The sequence below is a fragment of the Verrucomicrobiota bacterium genome (assembly GCA_016200005.1).
Taxonomy (GTDB): Bacteria; Verrucomicrobiota; Verrucomicrobiia; order Limisphaerales; family PALSA-1396; genus PALSA-1396.
In genome coordinates this window covers 69,035-86,613 of the sequence record JACQFP010000020.1, presented here as the reverse complement: position 1 = coordinate 86,613, position 17,579 = coordinate 69,035, and the positions used below count along the sequence as shown (strand labels likewise).

The window sequence follows — 17,579 nt, the reverse complement described above, 5'->3', positions numbered from 1 at the left end:
AAATGAAAAGCCAAAGCATTACAAACCTTGCCCCTGAGCACGCGCACGACATTCTCCGGCACGCCCGGCGGCATCCGCTTGAATCGATCTTTGCGCCACGCACGGTGGCTGTCATTGGTGCCACGGATAAGGAAGGCAGTGTGGGCCGTGCGGTGCTGAAAAATCTCTCCGCATTCGCTGGCACCGTCTTTCCCATCAACCCCAGGCGCACCAGTGTGCTCGGTATTCAGGCCTTTCCCAATATTTCGGAGGTGCCACAAAAAGTTGATCTCGCCGTCATCGTCACGCCCGCGCCTACGGTCTCGGGCATTGTTCGCGAGTGTGTCGAAGCCGGCGTGCGTGGCGCCATCATCATCTCGGCGGGATTCAAGGAATGTGGCGCCAGCGGCGCGGAGTTGGAACAAAACATCCTGGCGGAAGCGAGACGCGGACGGTTGCGTGTCATCGGTCCGAATTGCCTCGGGGTGATGTCGCCCCATGCACAGTTCAATCCGACGTTCGCGGCCACCATGGCGCGTCCGGGCAACGTCGCTTTCATCAGCCAGAGTGGCGCGCTATGCACCGCCATCCTGGATTGGAGTCTGCGCGAAAACGTCGGCTTCAGCGCTTTTGTGTCGGTCGGCTCCATGCTCGATGTCGGCTGGGGCGACCTCATTTATTATCTCGGCGACGATCCGTACACCCGGAGCATCGTCATCTACATGGAATCCGTCGGCGACGCGCGGTCGTTCCTCTCGGCGGCGCGCGAAGTGGCGCTCACGAAACCGATCATCGTCATCAAGGTGGGTCGCACGGAAGCTGCCGCCAAGGCAGCCGCGTCGCACACCGGTTCGCTCACGGGGAGCGATGAAGTGCTTGAAGCCGCGTTCCGTCGCGTTGGTGTGTTGCGGGTGAACACCATCGAGGAGTTGTTTGACATGTCGGAAGTGCTGGCCAAGCAACCGCGCCCGCGCGGGCCGCGGCTGGCCATCGTCACCAACGCCGGCGGCCCCGGCGCGCTCGCTACTGATATGCTCGTCAATTCCGGCGGCCAGCTTGCGGAGTTTTCGGAAACTACCCGTGCCGCGCTCGACCAGTTGTTGCCTCCACACTGGAGTCACAACAACCCCATCGACATCCTCGGCGACGCCGGTCCGGAACGTTACGCCAAAGCCGTCGAACTAGCCGCCCGGGACGCGAACTCGGACGGCGTCCTCGCGATTCTGACGCCGCAAGCGATGACGGAAGCGGTCGCCACCGCCGAACATTTGAAACCGTTCGCCAAACTCGACGGCAAACCGCTGCTCGCCTGTTGGATGGGCGGTCCCGCCGTCGAGGGCGGGGAAGCGATCCTAAACAGTTCAAGCATTCCCACGTTCAAGTATCCCGACCGCGCGGCCCGCGCCTTCGACCTGATGTGGCGTTACACACAAAACCTGCGCAGTCTTTATGAGACGCCGGCCTTGAACGGGACAAAATCCGAACCGAAGTCGGGTTCAAAACCCACGGAGCTGATGGCAAAGGCGCGGAAAGCCGGGCGCACGTTGTTGACCGAATTCGAATCAAAACAAATTCTCGTCGCCTATGACATCCCAACCGTCGCGACGCGCGTCGCGTTGACCGAAGAGGAAGCCGTGGCTCAGGCCAGCGACCTCGGTTACCCGGTCGTGGTGAAACTTTTCTCCGAATCACTCACGCACAAGACGGAGGTCGGTGGCGTGCATCTCAACATCCGCAACGCTGCCGGCGTCCGGCGTGCCTGGCGCGCGATCGAATCGTCGGTGCGCCAGAAAGCCGGTGCGCACCATTTCCTCGGGGTCACGGTGCAGCCGATGATCTCGCTCGAAGGCTACGAACTCATTCTCGGCAGCAGCATAGATGCGCAGTTCGGTCCGGTGCTGTTGTTCGGCGCGGGTGGCCAGCTTGTCGAGGTTTTCAAAGATCGCGCGCTGGGTTTGCCGCCCCTCAATGCCACACTCGCCCGCCGTCTGATGGAACAGACCCGCATCTACACGGCGCTTAGAGGCGTGCGCGGACGCTCGCCCGTGGACCTCGCGGCCTTGGAACAATTGCTGGTGCGCTTCAGTCAGCTCGTCGCCGAGCAACGTTGGATCAAGGAGATCGATATCAATCCGTTGCTGGTTTCGTCCGACCGAATATTGGCGCTCGACGCACGCATCGTGCTGCACGAGCCGACGATGCGCGAGGATCAATTGCCCCGGTCCGCCATCCGCCCTTATCCTTCACAGTACGTCACGGGATGCAAATTGCGAGATGGAACGTCCGTCACCATCCGGCCCATTCGTCCCGAAGACGAGCCGCTGATGGTGACATTTCATCAGACACTTTCCGAGCGCAGCGTTTATTATCGTTACTTCACCCCGTTGCGGCTGGAGCAGCGCACGGCTCACGAGCGCCTCGCCCGCATTTGTTTCATCGACTATGACCGCGAGATGGCCTTGGTCGTCGAACGCGACGATGAAAAGAGCGGTCAACGTGAAATTGTTGGAGTGGGCCGGCTCAGCAAGTTGCATGGCGCGAACGATGCCGAGTTCGCCCTGCTCGTCAGCGATCAATGGCAGCGCCTGGGCTTGGGAACCCGCCTCCTGAAAACGCTCGTCCAGATCGGGCGCGATGAAAAACTGGACCGCATCACGGCAACCATTCTGCCGGACAATCGTGAAATGCAGCACGTGTGTCGGCGCGTCGGATTCCAGATCCGTCATGAAGTAGGGGACGCCGAATGTCGGGCGGAGATTTTGTTATGAATTTGACCTTGTCGCAATCCGCTCGGGTGATGCAACCAATGCCAACCGCAATGAACCAAATGAAAACCATTGACGCCACCGAAGCCGTGGCGCGCGTAGCCTACGCGCTCAACGAAGTCATCGCCATCTATCCCATCACGCCCGCGTCGGGGATGGGTGAGTGGGCGGACGCCTGGGCCGCAGCCAGGCAAAAAAATCTTTGGGGCACGGTGCCTTCCGTCATCGAAATGCAAAGCGAAGGCGGCGCGGCGGGCGCGATTCACGGCGCGCTGCAAACCGGCGCGCTCGCGACCACTTTCACGGCGTCGCAGGGGTTGCTGCTGATGATTCCCAACCTGTACAAAATCGCCGGTGAACTGACGCCGATGGTATTGCACGTTGCGGCCCGCTCACTGGCGGCGCAGGCGCTTTCCATCTTTGGCGACCACAGTGACGTGATGGCCGCGCGGGCCACGGGTTTTGCGATGCTTTGTTCGGCCTCGGTGCAGGAAGCACAGGATTTTGCGCTGATCGCCCACGCCGCCACGTTGGAGTCGCGGATTCCCTTTGTGCATTTTTTCGACGGCTTCCGGACCTCGCACGAGATTTCCAAGATCGAAGTGCTGACGGATGAAATTCTTCGCGCGATGATCGACGAGCAATGCGTGCTGGAACATCGTGCCCGGGCGCTTTCGCCCGATCATCCCGTCCTGCGCGGCACCGCGCAAAACCCGGACGTTTATTTTCAAGCGCGCGAAACGGTGAATCCGTTTTACGCCGCCGCTCCGGGCATCGTTCAAGAGGCGATGGACAAGTTCGCCCGGTTGACCGGCCGGCAATACGGACTCTTCGACTATCACGGCGCGGGCGATGCGGAACAAGTGATCGTGCTGATGGGTTCCGGTTGCGAAGCGGTCCACGAAACCGTCGATTTTCTGAACGCCGGCGGCGAAAGAGTCGGCCTGCTCAAGGTGCGTTTGTATCGACCGTTCGACTCAGAACGATTCATGGAAGCACTGCCGCCAAGTGTCAAAGCCATCGCCGTCCTCGACCGCACCAAAGAACCCGGCAGCGCTGGCGAACCGCTGTATTTGGATTGCGTCAATGCGCTCTACGAAGGCTTGAGCAGCGGCTGGGCAAAGTTCACAACGCTGCCGATGATTGTCGGCGGTCGCTACGGGCTGTCTTCCAAAGAATTCACCCCCGCGATGATCAAGTCGGTCTTCGAGAACCTCGCGCAAGCGTCACCCAAAAACCATTTCACCGTCGGCATACACGATGATGTTTCCGGCACGAGTCTCGATTACGACGCACTCTTTTCGGTCGAACCAAAGCAGGTTTTTCGAGCGTTGATTTACGGACTTGGCTCCGACGGGACGGTTGGCGCGAACAAGGAATCCATCAAGATCATCGGCGAGAATACCGATCACTACGCCCAGGGATATTTTGTTTACGACTCCAAAAAGTCCGGCGCCGTCACCGTGTCGCATTTGCGGTTCGGCCCGAAGCCGATCCGTTCGACGTATCTTGTGTCCGAGGCGAATTTCGTCGGCTGCCATCAACCATTCTTTTTGGAACGCCTCGATGTCGCCGAGCAACTCGCGCCGGGCGGAACGTTTCTGCTCAATGCGCCCTGGGGGCCGGACGAAACATGGCGTCGCCTGCCCGAGCCCACGCAACGCCGCCTGATCAACCAGTACGCAAAACTTTTCGTCATCGACGCTCACAAGGTCGCGCGTGAATGCGGCATGGGCGGCCGCATCAACACCGTGATGCAGGTCTGTTTCTTTTCCGTCTCCGGGGTGCTGCCGCGCGACGAAGCCATCGCGGCCATCAAGGATTCCATCCGCAAGACCTACGGCAAAAAGGGTGAAGAAATCGTGCAAATGAACCTGAACGCCGTGGACAACACGTTGGCGAATCTTCACGAAGTAAAAGTGCCCGATCACGTCACGAGCCTCACGGAAATCCAACCGCCAATTTCCCCACGCGCGCCTGAGTTTGTGCGCAACGTCCTCGGCACAATCATCGCCGGTCGCGGCGACGCGCTTCCGGTCAGCGCATTGCCGGTGGACGGAACTTATCCGACCGCCACCGCGCGCTGGGAAAAGCGCAACCTCGCCACGGAGATTCCCGTGTGGGACCCCAACGTCTGCATCCAATGTGGAAAATGCGTCTTCGTCTGCCCGCACGCCGTCATCCGCAGCAAGGTTTATGAGGCGGCTGATCTGTCCGGCGCGCCGACTCAGTTCAAGGTACACGACGCGCGGCATCCGGACTGGAAGGGACTAAAATACACGTTGCAGGTCGCGCCAGAGGATTGCACCGGCTGCGGCATCTGCGTCGATGTCTGTCCGGCGCGCAACAAATCCGAAGCGCGGCTCAAAGCCATCAACATGCGCCCGCAGCCACCGCTCCGTGAAACCGAACGCGCGAACTGGGAGTTCTTTTTGTCGCTTCCCGACACCGACCGCCGCGCTGCACACGCGAACAACGTGCATGGCGTGCAGACCTTGGAGCCGCTGTTCGAGTTTTCGGGCGCGTGTGCAGGTTGCGGGGAGACGCCCTACCTCAAGTTGCTCACACAATTGTTCGGTGACCGCCTCATGATCGCCAACGCGACGGGTTGCTCCTCCATCTACGGCGGCAATCTGCCGACCACACCGTGGGCGAAGAACACCGAGGGACGAGGACCGGCCTGGTCAAACTCGCTGTTTGAGGACAATGCGGAGTTCGGATTGGGCTTCCGGGTTTCCATCGACAAGCAACGGGAATTCGCCTGCGAACAACTCAGACAAATGAGTGGCGTTGTCGGTGAAGAACTCGCGCGTAGAGTTCTTGAGGCGGACCAAAAGGACGAGGCGGGCATTTACGAGCAACGCCAGGCAGTGGACGAACTGAAGCAGAAGTTGACAGCCTTGAACACTAACGAAGGGCGCCGCTTGCTCGCCGTTGCCGACACGCTGGTGCGCAAGAGTGTTTGGATCGTCGGTGGCGATGGTTGGGCGTATGACATTGGCTTCGGCGGACTGGATCACGTTCTCGCCAGCGGTCGCAATGTCAAAGTGCTCGTCCTCGACACGGAAGTTTATTCCAACACGGGCGGTCAATGTTCCAAGTCCACCCCGCGCGGCGCGGTGGCGAAGTTTGCCGCCGGCGGCAAACCCGCCGCGAAGAAAGACCTCGGCCTCATCGCCATGACCTACGGCAATGTGTACGTGGCATCCGTGGCGATGGGCGCAAAGGATGAGCACACGCTGAAAGCATTTCTGGAGGCCGAGGCTTACGACGGGCCGGCGCTCATCATCGCCTACAGCCATTGCATCGCCCACGGCATCAACATGACCACCGCGATGCAGAACCAGAAGTCCGCCGTGCAATCCGGCCAATGGCTGCTGTATCGCTACCATCCCGAGCGCGCCAGGAGCGGCGAGAATTGTTTGCAGTTGGATTCACAAACACCGCGATTGAAGGTCGAACAATATTTGAATCTGGAGAACCGGTTCAAGATGCTGACCAAGAGCAAACCGGACGAAGCGAAAAAGCTGTTTGCCCAAGCCCAGCAGGACGTCGGTGTTCGCTGGCAGCTTTACCAGTATCTCGCCGCCCGCGATTGTAAATTGCGAACCACCGAGCCGGTCGCCGCGCCGGTCAAGCCGGTTTCGGAAGATGCTTGATCGCACAACACCAGAAGAAAGGAAACCGTAATGGACTTGAGCACAACCTATCTCGGACTAAAATTGCGAACACCGCTGGTGCCTTCCGCTTCGCCGTTGTCCGAAGACCTCGACAACCTCAAGCGCATGGAAGACGCCGGCGCCGCCGCGGTGGTTCTTCATTCACTGTTTGAGGAGCAGATCCGCCTGGAGCGCTACGAGCTGGCGCACCATCTCACCCAGGGCACGGAGAGTTATCCCGAAGCGTTGACTTACTTTCCCGAACCCGCGGAGTTTCACATTGGGCCGGAGGTTTATCTTACGCACATCAGGAAGGCGAAGCAATCCATGAACATCCCGATCATCGCCAGCCTCAACGGCTCGACACCCGGCAAATGGACGCAATACGCCCGGCTCATCGAACAGGCTGGGGCCGACGCGCTGGAACTGAATATCTACTGGATTCCGACCGACATGGAGATGAGAGCCGATGAAGTAGAACACGTTTATGTGGAAATTCTCAAAGCGGTGAAATCGGAAGTGAAGATTCCGGTGGCGGTGAAATTAAGCCCGTTCTTCAGCAACTTTGCCAACATGGCGGCGCGGCTCGACGCCGCCGGGGCGAACGCACTCGTCCTGTTCAACCGCTTTTATCAACCGGACATTGAGTTGGAATCGCTGGAAGTCACGCCCAGCGTATTCTACAGCACGCCGATGGCGATGCGTCTGCCCATGCGCTGGATCGCGATTCTTTACGATCGCATCAGCGCCAGTCTCGCAGCCACGAGCGGCATTCATCGTGGGACGGATGCGTTGAAAATGCTGATGGCCGGCGCGGATGTTACGATGCTCTGCTCCGTCCTCATGCGTCACGGCATCGATCAACTCCGCGTCATTGAGCGCGAGATGGTCGCGTGGATGCAGGAGCACGAATACATTTCGGTCGAGCAACTAAAGGGATGTTTGAGTCATAAAAACTGCCCGGACCCCAGCGCCTTTGAACGAGCACAGTATATGAAGGCAGTTGGCGGCAACCACGCTCCCTGAATAATCTGCCGGTCCAAACCCACCTGAACCGCGCCCACCATGATCCCGCCGGCCCCTTTTCCAAATATTTCAATGACTTCGCCCCGAGCTTGGTCGCCAGCGGGCGACTTTGGCGGCCGGTTGTCCGCCGCGCAGGAGATAGGCGAGAATCACTACCCGTTATTCGGATTGACTGAGCCGCTGGAGTTCTTCGGTAAAAAGTGCGTTCAGGAAGCCACTGATTCCATTTCGACAGAATATTTTCCGAAGCGGGCTGCGCCGTTGCATTGGGCGCGAGGATAAAGCGCCTGCTGGGCGGCACTCCGGCTGATCGCCTCGCCACGTTTTCAACGCGGGTGCCTGCAGCGCACGACCGAAAGAAAAACTCAATTCCCAGGGTGCTTTCGCAAGCTGGTTGAGGGCGTTGAGATGCGCTGTCGCGAGCACGTCACTTTGTCCGCCGGAAAGAAAAACAATTCCGGGCACAGCCCCCGGCACGGCCCGCAACATGCAGCGCAACGTGGTCTCGGCAACTTGCGCCAGGCCGGCCTGCTGCGGACAATCCTTGCCGGCCAAAACCATGTTCGGCTTGAGCAGCATCGCTTCGAGACGAACGCGATGTTCGAAAAGCGATTGGAACACTGCTTTCAAAATCGCCTCGGTCACTTCGAAGTGGCGTTCGATCGGATGGTCGCCATCCATCAAGACTTCTGGCTCCACAATCGGAACCAGGCCGGCCTTCTGACTCAGGGAGGCGAAGCGCGCCAATCCGTGCGCATTGGACTCGAGACAAGTGCGGTTGGGAATGTTCGCGCCGATGACGATGACCGCGCGCCACTTCGTGAACCGCGCGCCCCATCGCACATATTCTTCGAGCCGGTTGCGCAGACCGTCCAGGCCCTCGGTCATTTTCTCTCCGGGAAACCCGGCCAGGGCCTTGGCACCCTTGTCCACTTTAATGCCGGGGCTGCTGCCCTGGCTTTTAAGCACCTCGACCAACGGCATTCCGTCCGCGGCATTCTGCCGTAGAGTTTCGTCGAACAGGATGACACCGCTGATGAATTCACCCAGTTTCGGCGTGGTGAAAAGCATCTCACGATATGCCCGTCGGTTCACTTCCGTGGACGGAACACCGATGGTTTTGAATCGCTTCTCGATCGTGGGCAGACTTTCGTCCGCCGCAAGAATGCCTTTGCCCGGCGCCACCAGCGCCCTGGCCGTGGTTTCCATTTCGTTTGCGTTCATAATCCGCCGGCCCCGGACAATGTCCATGATGACGAAAGCCGCGGACGGGCGCTAACGATGACAGTACTCGCCGAGCGCCTCATTCAACACGGATTCGGGCACGAGGGAAGGATCGCGATTGACTGCCGATTCTTCCGAGTCGATTACGGGCACGATCTCCACTTCAGGAACCTTCCCCTGAAGCACCTCGCAGAACTCTTCCAGGTCAAACTCCGCCGGCAATTCCTCGCCGCCACACATCGCCTGATCGACGTAAAATATTTTTCTCATTCGACGCCGCCTGCTCCTGAAGGGCGTTTGTGTTGTTTGCCTGAACCCTCGTGCGGGTGAAGATGCCGGCCAGGCGGCGAATAGACCTGGGCAAGGGCTTCGTCTTTCGGCGTGGTTTCCTGGGACTCTTCCTCCGGCGACTCGGATTCCTCCAGACTCCGGTTCTGGGGACCTCGAACCGAGGCGACCTGTCCGAGCTGGGCGCGATTGACGGCACCCTGCTGCTCGAACCGATCCTCAATATCTTTCGAAAAACGAGCCCACGGAATGGCCCGCAGGCGCGCGGGCGAAATCGGTTTCCCGGTTTCCTCGCAGACACCGTAGCTGCCGTTCAGGATGCGCTTGAGCGCTTCTTCAATTTCGAAAAATGCGTCCTGCTCGGCAGACAGCTCGCTCAACGCCATGTTGTGATCAAATTCATCCGTGGCGCTGTCTGCCATGTCCATGCTGTGCGGTTCAAGCGGCTGCGACGCGTCATCCAACTTTTCACCACGCTCCCGCAGCAGTCGCTCACGCAACGCCACCAGGGCGCGGTAATGCCACGCCCATTTTGGATCGATTTTCGCCGGCGACATGGAAGCGGCTCGACCGCTGAATCGCTTTTTCAAACCGTGTTTCATCTCTCAAATGCTCCTGGCCGTGCAGTTTCTTCTACAACCGGGAATGGAGAACGTCCATTGGGTTGGTTCTTAACTTTCTCATCCTTCCAATTCCATTCAGATTATTGGCGGACTCCTGCCAGGACTTGCCAGGACCAGGTCCGCCCTGCATTGTTTCCGCATTTCCGGCTGGCGAAGACAAGTCCGCCGGGTTCACCACTTCCCGCTCTTCTTCGAAGTAACAGCGACAAACGGTTCAATGACCTTTTCCAAGTCTGCGCTGTCACACTTCGGACATCGAATCTTTTTTTCTTCGTGTTCCTTGATCGTCAGCACTTCGCCAAATTTCTTGTGACATTTCCGGCAAATGTATTCGTAGAGTGGCATGTTAACCCTCACTGATTTGTTTGTTGTAGTTGTTCACACTGTCAGAGCGATTGGATGAAAAACCTGTTCGTTTCAATGGGCATCAATCTTTCATCCACTAGCGTTCCAACTTGCATCCCCATACGTCATAGTATTCAGGCTGACCGGCGATTACGCTGCACTGATATTGCCAAACATTGGTCGTTTCTTGGTGGCCGATGATGAACGTCACGCTTTTAAGCGTTGACTGGCTCAGACGGGAACGAGGCAAAGCCATGACGGCCTCACCAATGGCCATCAAGCCGCACCCTGTTTCCTCCAGCTTCGGACGCACGACGGAGCAAGCCATCAGAGACACTCACTGCCCGGTGATCGGTGGCGGGAGAAAAAGAGCGCAACCTGATGTCACCATCGGCTCGTGAATGCGAACCGCCCGAAACAATGTCCAAACCCGACGATGAGTCACAAAACTCCACCAGCGATAATGTGGAGAGCCTGGAGAGGAGTAGCGCGTCGTAAGGGGGATTCATGGCCGGGAGGCTCCCATGCGTCGCGCCGATAACATTTTCGTTCGGCAACACTCAAGCCGGGCGAAGTTCCATTGGACGCAATCCGCCCAGTCTTCGATAATGTGCCTCACACTCATCTTCGCGCCCACGCACGATGCGCAGACCATTGAGTCGGCCGAATTCCGAGGTGATGACGGTGCACTGCCGCTCGCCCTCATCGCCGTCGTAATAAATCACCACCCAATCCCTGGTTTTGTGGGAATTGTGAGCGTGCGCCGTATTCGAGAACAGCGCAGTGTAATGACGCCCGGCCCGCGTGGTGTGCAGCACCGGCAGCCACGCTTCGCCGCTGGGATTGAATCGGCGCGGGGCGATTTTCTTTAGTGTGTCGGCGGTGGCTTCGCGGCGATATTCACCGTCCACGTCCAGCAACTCGGCCACCGCGGGGTCGTCGGTCTCGGTTGGAGGAGTCGTTGGCTGGCGGACGCGACCAAGCCGGTGCGCGAGCGAGTCGCGGATGCCGGCGAGTCGCTTGGCGCCAACACCGGCGATGTTTTCAAGACGACCATCGTGGGCTGCGGCTTCCAATTCCTCCAGCGTCTCTATGTTCAAGTCATCATGCAACCTCCACGCCAGGGTTTTGCCAACACCGGGCACCGAAGTCAGCAAGGTTATCGGATCATGCTCGCCGCGCAGCCGGTCGAGCATGGCCAGTTTACCGTGCAGAAGAATGTCGCGAATCGATCGCGCAAGGCTTTCGCCCACGCCAGGAAGTTTCTCCAGTCCCACGAGCCCCTCCGCGGCGAACAGTTCCGACACCGGCCGCGCCAGTTCTCGGAGCGCATTGGCTGCATGCTGGTAAGCCTGCACGCGAAAGCGATTTGCGCCCTGCTCGGCGAGGATGCGCGCGACTTCCTCCAGCCGTCCGGCGATGTCTTCATTCAATGCGACGGGCATGACAATTCCGTTATCCGATTGTGCGTGCTGACTGATGTCCCCTACACGTTAATGCTCAACGCGTGCAACTGCACGCCGTCTGCCACCAAGCTTTTCGCGCAACGACTCCTCCAAGGCGGCTTGAATCATCAGGTATTCGCCGAGATTCTCGGACGTGACGATGCCCACCAGTTCGCCGTCTTGCACCACCGGCATGGTGCGGCAATCGTTCTCCTGCAGCCGGTTCAGCACGCTCTCAACCATTTCAGTCGGTTGCACCGTGCAGATTTTCCGCTGCATCACCTCACCCACGAGCGATGGAGGCCCGTGTTTGGCCAGACCGCTCAGCAGGTCAGTGCGAGTGAGCACGCCCACAACGTGTCGATTCTCGACAACCGGGAAGTCTTGCTGGCAGCCAGAGAGCACATGCTCTACGGCGCTGGTGAGCGTGTCGCCCGGCACCAGCGTGCGGAAATCCGTGATCATCACCTGCTCAACCGGCAATCCGGCCAGCGCCGATTTCGTTTGCGCCAGCCCCGCCTCCTGCGCGGCGCCGATCCAAACGAACAGGGCGATGAATATCAGAAACGGATTCGTGAACAAACCGATGAACCCGAACACCCAGGCCATGCCTTGCCCGATCCGCGCCGCGATGTTCGTCGCCCGCACATAATCCATTCGCATCGCCAGCAAGGCGCGCAGCACGCGCCCGCCATCCATTGGGAATGCCGGCAGCAGGTTGAACACGGCAAGGATTATGTTGACCCACATCAGGTTCACCAGAAAATGACCTCCCACGAGCTTGAACTCGGTCAATGTCGAAAACCCGGCGCCAACAAACAGCACGCCCAATAACAACACCGCCAGCACGACATTGACCGCCGGCCCGGCGAGCGCCACGAGCAACTCCTGTTTCGGTTCATCCGGAATTCGCTCCAGCCGCGCCACCCCACCAATGGGCAACAACGTAATGTCGCGAGTGCGGATGCCAAAACGTTTCGCCGTCAGTGCGTGTCCCAATTCGTGGAGCACGACGATCGCAAAAAGCGCCACGATGAATCCCAGACCGCTCGCCGCATCGTCCCATCGGTGGCGCTGCAAATAGTGCGACAGCGCCACCCAACCGAGCAGCACCAGGAACGTGACGTGCAAATAAATGCCAATGCCCGCCACGCTGCCAATTTTCCAGGACCATTTCATACTGTCAGAGGCCGGTTGGGAACGTTTCCTCCACCTCACCCAGTTCCCAAGCCGTGCTGCGTTCCAGCGGTTCAACCGCACGGGTGTGGTCGAAATGCAGCACCGCATCAAACTGGTCGGGCAGTCGGGTGGTGAAATAGTGGCTGACCAATTCAGTCTCTGGCCGATAAATTACACCAATCGCTCGTTCCAGTCGAGCAGCACGCAGGTTAAAGGTGACCTCCGAATGTTTCTCGAACTCCAACCAGAAGCGCGGACACTCGACGGCGTGAAACAGCGCCTCGTAACTTTCCTCCACGGCTGGCCGTACGTTCTTGCGCTCGGCCGGCGCGTCCCATTCCGAAGCGGCGGTTACCGTGCCACCATAGGTCGTGCAACCGAGGAGCACGGCTTGACGACCAAAACGCTCGCGCACAAGCTGACCCACGTTTAATTCGCCGCGCTCGCTCATCTGGGTGGCGCGCGCATTGCCGAGATGCGAGTTGTGCGCCCAGACGACGACCTTGGCGGGCTTGGAGAACTGTTCCAGGTGCGCGACCAGGGCGGCGAGCGTTTCCACCATGTGATGGTCGCGCAGGTTCCAAGACGACACTTCGCCACGGAACATCGTGCGGTAATACTGCTCGGCATTCTTGATCACGAAGGCATTCTGCTCGGCAGAAAAGAATTCGTCCGCCGCGACCCGGCCGTCGCGCTGCAAATACTCCGCTTCGCGCAGGCGCAATTCGACGAGTTCGTTGACCACGGCATCTTCGCAAGTCGGCGTCATGCCCAGTCCGGTGGCGAGGCCGTAGCTCTGCGTGTCCTTGCCGAAGTGGTCGAAGCAGGAGTAACGCTTGCGCGCGCGTTTGACCGCCGCCGGGTCCACTTTCGCAATATAGGCGAGCACGGCTTCAATCGACGCGTGCAGACTGTAAAGGTCGAGACCATAGAAACCGGCCTTGCGTTCGTCCTTTTTCTGCCCGTCGTTGTGCTCCCGCAGCCAGCCAACGAAATCGAGGACGTCGGCATTGCGCCACATCCACTGTGGGAAACGCTTGAAGCCGCCCAGTGCCTCCACCGCGTCCGCGTCCTCGCTCTCGCCGCGCACAAAACGATTCACGCGATAGGCATCCGGCCAGTCCGCCTCGACCGTCACGGCGCTGAAACCTTTCTCGCGGATGAGGCGCTTGGTGATTTGGGCGCGCTCGCGATAAAACTCGTGGGTGCCGTGCGTCGCCTCACCGATCAGGACGAAGTGGGCGTCTCCCACAAGATCAAGCAACGCGTCGTAGTCACCCCGCGAACCGCTCAACGGCACGGCCACTTCACGGATGAGTATGGGAAGCAGGTTCACGTTCAGGTGGGACTGGGAAGCGGACTGGCGCGTGCCAACAACTCACGCACTTCCGCGTCCGTGGTCTGTGAAAAATTCTCATACCACTGGCCCACGCCGACGAAATCGGCGGGCGTCATCACAGCCACGAAATCATCCACGTCGGACCGCATTTCCCGCACCGTGGACAAAGCCGCAGTCGGTGTAGCGACGACGATGCGGCTGGCCTCCAGTTGTCGGAGCGCCTCGACCGCGGCACGCATGGTCGAGCCGGTCGCGATGCCATCATCCACGAGAATGATGGTGCGCCCCGCCACTTCCGGCGCGGGACGATCATCGCGGTAGGCGCGTTCCCGCCGCTCCAGTTCGCGCAACTCCCGTGCCGCGACGGAGTCGATGATCTCATCGGAAATCCGCAGTCCCTCGACGACGTCTCCATTGAGCACGCGCACACCGCCACTGGCAATCGCGCCCATGGCCAGTTCTTCGTGGCCCGGCACGCCGAGCTTGCGCACCACGAACACATCCAGCGGCGCATTCAGTGCTCGCGCCACTTCGCAACCCACCGGCACGCCGCCACGAGGCAGCGCGAGCACGAGCACGTCGGGGCGATTGGCGTACTTCGTCAGTTTCTTCGCCAGCAATTGCCCGGCCTCGATTCGATCACGGAATTGCATGTGCATAAATTCCTTTCCGTCGCGCGCGGTTGCGCTGGTTCCCTCCAAATAATTCTCCTCACGGAGGTCGCAGGTGTCGGCAGAACCACTTCGCCGCCAGCCGCGCGACTTCCTCCAAGGCGCCTGGCTCTTCAAACAAATGGGTGGCCCGCGGTACCACGGCCAGTTCCTTCTGGCATTGCAGCCGCGCGTAGGCACTGCGATTCAGCTCCAGCACCGTTTCGTCACGTTCTCCGACAATCAACAGTGTGGGCGACTGGACACGCTCCAGCGCGTCGCGCGCCAGATCCGGTCGTCCCCCGCGCGACACGACGGCCCCAATAACCTGGCCGAGTGACGCTGCCGCAACCAGCGCCGCGGCTCCCCCGGTACTGGCACCGAAGTAACCCAACGACAGATGCCCGCGCTGTGGTTGATCTGCCATCCATCGAGTGGCACTCACCAGCCGTTGCGCCAGCAAGCCGATGTCGAACCGCAAATGGCCGGTCGCCGCATCTTCGGCTTCCTCCTCCCGCGTCAACAGGTCAAACAACAGCGTGGCGATTGCCGCTTCGTGGAGTGTCCGCGCGACAAATTTATTTCTTGGACTGTGTCGGCCGCTCCCGCTGCCGTGCGCGAACAAGACCATTCCCAGCGGCGCTTTAGGAACAACCAGGTCCCCGGACAGCGTCACGTGGCCCGCTGGTATCTGAACGTTCCACGCGTCGGTTGGGGTGTCAGCCACACCACCCCTGGCGCCGGCGACGGTGACTCGATTGACTTGCGGTTTCATACCAACTAGATTTTAGGCCACCAGCCGGCTCTATGCTTCGCTTATTTTGGCAAACTTTAGTCCAACCTTGACCCTTGGCAGCAGTGGAAACCGATTCGTTTTCCAATCACCAAATGCGTTCGGGTTTTCGGGTTGGGTGCTTTGGTCTCGCTAAATCGTCTTGTCACAGGAGCATGGTGTCCGCAAAGTCAGCGCCATTAACTTGAACACCTGAAGACTTCATGCGTCTGGCCACGATTGACCTGTTGAAAGCCGCCTATGGCCGCTATGCGCTCGGCGCCTTCAACGTTTCCAACCTGGAACAAATTCATGGTCTGTTTGTCGGCGCGGCCCGGGCACAGGCGCCGGTCATCGCGCAGTTCACGCGTGTGATCCGCAGTTATGCGCACCCGGAAATGCTGGAAGCCATGCTTCAGGCCGCCGAGGCAATTTATCCCAGTGTGGTCTTTGCCTGCCATCACGATCACGGAGACGAGGCGAGTTGCGATGAGGCGATTGGATCGGGCCATTACAATTCGGTGATGATCGATGCGTCCCATCACCCGTTCGAGGAAAACGTGGCCATCACGCGGCGCGTCGTGGAGAAAGCGCATGACCGCGGCATCACCGTTGAAGCCGAGCTGGGATTGTTGCAGGGCATCGAAGACGAGATGAGCGTGAGCGCCAAAGAAGCCATCCTCACCGACCCGCCGCAGGCCGAAGAATTCGTGAATCGCACCGGCTGTGACAGTCTGGCGGTGGCCATCGGCACGAGCCACGGCGCCTACAAATTCTCCGGTCGGCAAGGGTTGCACTTTGATCGGCTCGCGGAGATTCAGAAACGCCTCCCAGGATTTCCGCTCGTTTTGCACGGCGGCTCGGCGGTACCCGCCCGTGAAGTCGAACGGATCAACAACTCCGGCGGCGACCTGGACCCGTCCGCCAGCGGTGTGGCCGAACGTGAACTGAGGCGCGCCATTTCGTCGGGCATTGCGAAGGTCAACATCGGCACCGATGGCCGGCTGATTTGGACGCGCGTTCACCGGGAGTTTTTCAAACAGTCTCCCAAGGAGTTTGATTTCATGCTGCCCGGCAAAACTTACATGGAAGAGTTTGCGACCTTTGTGGCGGCCAAAGGCGCGGCCCTCGGCGCGGCTGGACAGGCCGAATTGACAACCACTGCCATAACTCTGGAATCTAAAACCTCCTGAACGATGAATCCGTCCACCGAATCCCCATTGCTCGTCCATCCGACATCGCAACCGGGCGAATACGTCAGCGTTACGCCCGAAACCGCCGGCTGGGAGCATCTGAACTTTGCGGCGCGCACGCTGAGCGCGGGTGAGCCGTGGAGCGGCTACACGGATGCGTGCGAATACGGCTTCGTCGTGCTCGGCGGCAGTTGCGCGGTCGAATCGTCGCGCGGCAACTGGCAGAAAATAGGTCGGCGACCCAATGTTTTTTGCGGTATGCCCTACGCGCTCTACTTGCCGCGCGAAACCGAATTCACCGTGACTGCGCTGGGTGATGCAGTGGATCTGGCTTGCGGTTGGTGCCGGTCTGAGGGAAATCATCCACCCAGGCTGGTGACGCCCGAACAAGTCGCGGTGGAAATTCGCGGCGGCGCCAATGCCACACGGCAGATCAATTCGTTGATTCCGCCCGGCTTTGATTGCCATCGGCTCGTGGCGGTCGAAGTTTATACACCGTCTGGCAATTGGAGTTCCTATCCGCCGCACAAGCACGATGTTCATCGCATTGATGCCGGGGGCAACCTGCTCGAAGCCGACCTCGAGGAAATCTATTTCTACAAGTTTGATCGTCCGGAAGGTTACGCCATCCAACGCGTTTATACTTCCGACCTGCGACGCAACGAAGTAATCGTCGCGCGAAACAACGACGTGGTGCTCGTGCCGGAAGGTTATCATCCGGTGGCGGCGGCGCACGGTTACACGGCCTACTATCTGAATTTTCTCGCCGGCAGCGCGCAGTCGCTGGCTAATGCGGACGATCCACAACACGCTTGGATCAAAGAAACCTGGACGACCAAAGATCCGCGCGTGCCGGTGGTGACGATGGAGATGGAGAAGCAAGCCGGCGCGAAAGCCAATTAATGCAAAAATGAAATCCGAGCCAACCCTCACCCCGGCCCTCTCCCTTTCCGAAAGGGAGAGGGAGAATCCTCGCCAGTCTGCCGGCGTAACGTGCGCGACCAGAAATTTCGCACGGCGAACCTTGCTGTTCCCTCTCCCCTTCAGAAGGGGAGAGGGTCAGGGTGAGGGGACCGCCTGGCCGGATCCCAA

Annotated in this window: 14 protein-coding genes and 1 pseudogene; 6 read left to right on the top strand and 9 right to left on the bottom strand. The window is 59.6% G+C overall.

All coding sequences use genetic code 11. From position 1 onward, the window contains the following. Nucleotides 1-2 precede the first annotated feature (2 nt). Genes HY298_06520 through HY298_06510 form a run of 3 tightly spaced genes read left to right on the top strand, consistent with a single transcriptional unit; the run spans nucleotide 3 to nucleotide 7,429 of the window. Complete coding sequence (locus HY298_06520; protein ID MBI3849930.1) at nucleotides 3-2,747, top strand: bifunctional acetate--CoA ligase family protein/GNAT family N-acetyltransferase; 2,745 nt, start codon at nucleotides 3-5, stop codon at nucleotides 2,745-2,747. Between the two features lie 50 nt (nucleotides 2,748-2,797). Then, nucleotides 2,798-6,403: a pyruvate:ferredoxin (flavodoxin) oxidoreductase gene (gene nifJ / locus HY298_06515; protein ID MBI3849929.1), complete on the top strand. Its 3,606-nt coding sequence runs from the start codon at nucleotides 2,798-2,800 to the stop codon at nucleotides 6,401-6,403. Nucleotides 6,404-6,433: 30 nt separating this feature from the next. Beyond that, the gene (locus HY298_06510; GenBank protein ID MBI3849928.1) at nucleotides 6,434-7,429 is read left to right on the top strand and encodes a dihydroorotate dehydrogenase-like protein; all 996 of its coding nucleotides are present in this window, start codon (nucleotides 6,434-6,436) and stop codon (nucleotides 7,427-7,429) included. A 206-nt stretch (nucleotides 7,430-7,635) separates the two neighbouring features. On the opposite strand, the pseudogene HY298_06505 reads toward HY298_06510, so the two are convergent. The 4 genes and pseudogenes from HY298_06505 to HY298_06490 all read right to left on the bottom strand — a co-directional run bounded on the left by HY298_06505 (nucleotide 7,636) and on the right by HY298_06490 (nucleotide 9,909). Next, nucleotides 7,636-8,653: pseudogene (locus tag HY298_06505) on the bottom strand (fructose-bisphosphate aldolase class I). 51 nt (nucleotides 8,654-8,704) lie between these two features. Further along, nucleotides 8,705-8,923 (bottom strand): hypothetical protein, encoded by a 219-nt coding sequence (locus HY298_06500; GenBank protein ID MBI3849927.1) that lies wholly within the window; start codon nucleotides 8,921-8,923, stop codon nucleotides 8,705-8,707. Beyond that, nucleotides 8,920-9,543, bottom strand: a complete 624-nt coding sequence (locus tag HY298_06495) for a TraR/DksA family transcriptional regulator (GenBank protein MBI3849926.1) — start codon at nucleotides 9,541-9,543, stop codon at nucleotides 8,920-8,922. Before HY298_06495 ends, HY298_06500 begins: the two co-directional genes overlap by 4 nt. A 192-nt stretch (nucleotides 9,544-9,735) precedes the next feature. Continuing rightward, nucleotides 9,736-9,909: a zinc ribbon domain-containing protein gene (locus HY298_06490; protein MBI3849925.1), complete on the bottom strand. Its 174-nt coding sequence runs from the start codon at nucleotides 9,907-9,909 to the stop codon at nucleotides 9,736-9,738. A 254-nt stretch (nucleotides 9,910-10,163) separates the two neighbouring features. Between HY298_06490 and HY298_06485 the strand changes: the two genes are divergently transcribed. Further along, complete coding sequence (locus HY298_06485; protein MBI3849924.1) at nucleotides 10,164-10,310, top strand: hypothetical protein; 147 nt, start codon at nucleotides 10,164-10,166, stop codon at nucleotides 10,308-10,310. A 159-nt stretch (nucleotides 10,311-10,469) separates the two neighbouring features. Here HY298_06485 and HY298_06480 read toward each other — a convergent pair whose 3' ends face one another. The 5 genes from HY298_06480 to HY298_06460 are packed head-to-tail and all read right to left on the bottom strand — an operon-like array spanning nucleotide 10,470 to nucleotide 15,297. Beyond that, complete coding sequence (locus HY298_06480; protein ID MBI3849923.1) at nucleotides 10,470-11,354, bottom strand: DNA-binding protein; 885 nt, start codon at nucleotides 11,352-11,354, stop codon at nucleotides 10,470-10,472. Nucleotides 11,355-11,402: 48 nt separating this feature from the next. Beyond that, nucleotides 11,403-12,533, bottom strand: coding sequence for a site-2 protease family protein (locus tag HY298_06475; GenBank protein ID MBI3849922.1), 1,131 nt, complete (start codon nucleotides 12,531-12,533; stop codon nucleotides 11,403-11,405). Nucleotides 12,534-12,537: 4 nt separating this feature from the next. Then, the gene (locus HY298_06470; GenBank protein MBI3849921.1) at nucleotides 12,538-13,875 is read right to left on the bottom strand and encodes an erythromycin esterase family protein; all 1,338 of its coding nucleotides are present in this window, start codon (nucleotides 13,873-13,875) and stop codon (nucleotides 12,538-12,540) included. Then, nucleotides 13,872-14,531, bottom strand: coding sequence for a phosphoribosyltransferase (locus HY298_06465; GenBank protein MBI3849920.1), 660 nt, complete (start codon nucleotides 14,529-14,531; stop codon nucleotides 13,872-13,874). The genes HY298_06470 and HY298_06465 overlap by 4 nt, the downstream gene beginning before the upstream one ends. A 52-nt stretch (nucleotides 14,532-14,583) precedes the next feature. Further along, a complete protein-coding gene (locus tag HY298_06460; GenBank protein ID MBI3849919.1) occupies nucleotides 14,584-15,297 on the bottom strand; it encodes a dienelactone hydrolase family protein in 714 nt (237 codons plus the stop codon). Nucleotides 15,298-15,518: 221 nt separating this feature from the next. Here HY298_06460 and HY298_06455 point away from each other — a divergent pair, with 221 nt between their 5' ends. Continuing rightward, the gene (locus HY298_06455) at nucleotides 15,519-16,487 is read left to right on the top strand and encodes a ketose-bisphosphate aldolase (GenBank protein ID MBI3849918.1); all 969 of its coding nucleotides are present in this window, start codon (nucleotides 15,519-15,521) and stop codon (nucleotides 16,485-16,487) included. A 3-nt stretch (nucleotides 16,488-16,490) separates the two neighbouring features. After that, nucleotides 16,491-17,390, top strand: coding sequence for a 5-deoxy-glucuronate isomerase (gene iolB / locus HY298_06450; protein ID MBI3849917.1), 900 nt, complete (start codon nucleotides 16,491-16,493; stop codon nucleotides 17,388-17,390). Nucleotides 17,391-17,579: the final 189 nt, after the last annotated feature.